The 2,163-nt window shown below is 74.9% G+C and carries 1 protein-coding gene; it reads right to left on the bottom strand.

Annotated features, from left to right (window positions below; all coding sequences use genetic code 11):
* On the bottom strand, window positions 1–2,163 hold a 2,163-nt coding region (locus MKK82_RS12640; protein WP_243985912.1), incomplete at both ends, for a glycosyltransferase.

Genomic DNA, 2,163 nt, shown 5'->3' with positions numbered 1-2,163 from the left:
TCCGGGTACACGCCCCGGATCCGCGCCGCCGTGTCGGCGGACGGCGCGAACACCCGCGCGGCGCCCGCCAGGAAGGCCCCGAACGTCGCCCGCCGCGCCCCCGGGTCCGGCTCCTCGAACCCGTCCGCATCCGCGGCCAGGCACGCCCGGCATTCCGCGACCGGGGCCAGCCCGCAGTAGCGCCCGTCCGGCTGCACCAGGTGGTTGCGGTGGCACACCGGCGAGTAGTCGTGCAGCGTCCAGGCATACGGCGCTCCGCAGCCCGCCACCACGTCCATCAGCGCGCCCGCCGCCGACCAGCGCAGCCCCGCCAGCGAGTGCACGTGGATCAGCCGCGGCGCCAGCGCGGCCAGGAAGCCCGCGAGGTCGTCGGCGTCGCGCGGCAGGTACAGGCTGCCGAGGTTGGGCAGGTACAGGAACTCGGGGCTGCGGTAGGAGACGTGGACCTCGAGGTTGCGGGTCCGGTCGATCTGCAGCAGCACCACGCTGGTGCCCTCGGCGCGGGCCTGGGCGATCATGTCGTCGATGTGCCGCTGGATGCCCCCGCCCCAGGCGTGGGTGACGAACAGCAGCGCCCGGCCGGAGAAGTGCCGGGCCAGCCGCGCCCGATCGAGGCGCGCCCGCCCGCGCCGTCCGGGATCGGCCTGGACGAACTGGCCGATCCGGGCCGGGTAGTCGGGGTGCTTGGCCAGAAGCGCGGCCTGGCCCTGGTCGTACTCGCCGCCTTCATCGAGCCCGAACGAGATCTGGCCGGCGTGGTGGACGAACACGTCCTCGGCCAGCAGGTTGACGAACCCGGCCTTGGTGGCGCGCAGGCACCAGTCGTTCTCCTCGCCGTAGCCCTTGCCGAAGGCCTCGGCGTCGAGGGGGCCGACCGCGTCGAGGGCTTGGGCGGTCATGTACATGCAGAAGCCGACGCCGGTGGGCACGGGGACGGCGCGGCTGCGGTTGGCCTGGGCGGCCATGCGGTCGAGGTCGGGCCGGTCGATCTCGAGCGGCATGGTGTTGTTGGCGTTGAAGCGCGGGTAGGAGCAGATCGTGGCGTTGTTGGACAGCGGCGTGACGCTGGCCACGGGCGGGCGGGCGCCGTCCTGCGGGGCCGCGGAGCCGGCGCGGGGCTCGGCGCGGGGCGCGGCTTGGGGCTCGGCGTGGGCCACCAGCCGGTCGAGCCAGTCGCCGAAGACCTGGGCGTCGGAGTTGAGCAGGACGACGGCGCGGCCCTGGCGGAGGCCGAGGGCGCGGTTGACCGATCGGACGAAGCCGAGGTTGCGCTCGTTCTCGACGAGGTGGAACAGGCCGCGGTCCGCCAGGGCGGCCAGCTCCGCGGTGAGCTGCGGGTCGGGGGAGCGGTCGTTGACGGCGAGCAGGGCGAAGGATGTGGCCTGCGGGGCCGACAGGCAGGCGTGGAGGGCGCGCAGGGTCTCGCCGCGGCCCTTGTAGACCGGGACGATGACGAGCACGCGGGCCTGATCGATCGGCAGGGCCCGGGGCAGGCCGTCCCACGCGTGCGGCTCGGGGGCGTCCATCGGCGGGTAGGTGCCGAGATCCTCGGGCGCGGCCATCAGGCCGGCGGACCGCCCCGTGCGCACGTAGTGCAGGAACGGCGACTCCCCCGGCGCCAGCAGGTGGCCGTAGGTCTCCGTGTAGAACGCGATGGAGAACGTCCCGCTCGGGTCGCGGCCCTCGTGCTGGCCGTAGGCGACGAAGTGGGCGAGCGGCCCGCCGGGGGCGCCCGCCGCGTCGGGATTGCGCTTGGCGTAGTAGGCGGCGTCGAAGAAGGGCTCGATCGCCCGGGCCTCGTCGCGGAGCGCCGCGTCCCGCGAATCCGGCGCGCCGTAGCGCGGCTGGAAGGCGCCGGCCGAAATGTCGGTGCCGTGCAGCAGCGCCGTGGCGAGGAAGTGGACGAGGGGCGCCAGGCCGGTCTCGCGGACCCCGGGATGCGCGTCGAGATAGGCCTGCCCGTCGAAGTCGGGCCTGGGGTTGCGGCCCTTCCGCCAGCCGGTGTCGCAGTAGTCGCGCACTGCGTCGGCGGCCTCGGCGAGCCCGTAGCGCGCCCGGTAGAAGCCGTGGTCGAACTGCGCCGCCGCCAGCCGCGCCTGCAGGTCGAGCAGCGCCGCCCGGTCCACGGGCTCCCGCCCGATCGCGCCCAGCCAGCCCGTGTCC

Origin of the sequence: Methylobacterium sp. E-046, assembly GCF_022829625.1 — a bacterium.
GTDB classification, from domain to species: domain Bacteria; phylum Pseudomonadota; class Alphaproteobacteria; order Rhizobiales; family Beijerinckiaceae; genus Methylobacterium; species Methylobacterium longum.
Note: the sequence above shows the minus strand (reverse complement) of the source record. Positions and strands in the feature narration are given on the sequence as shown.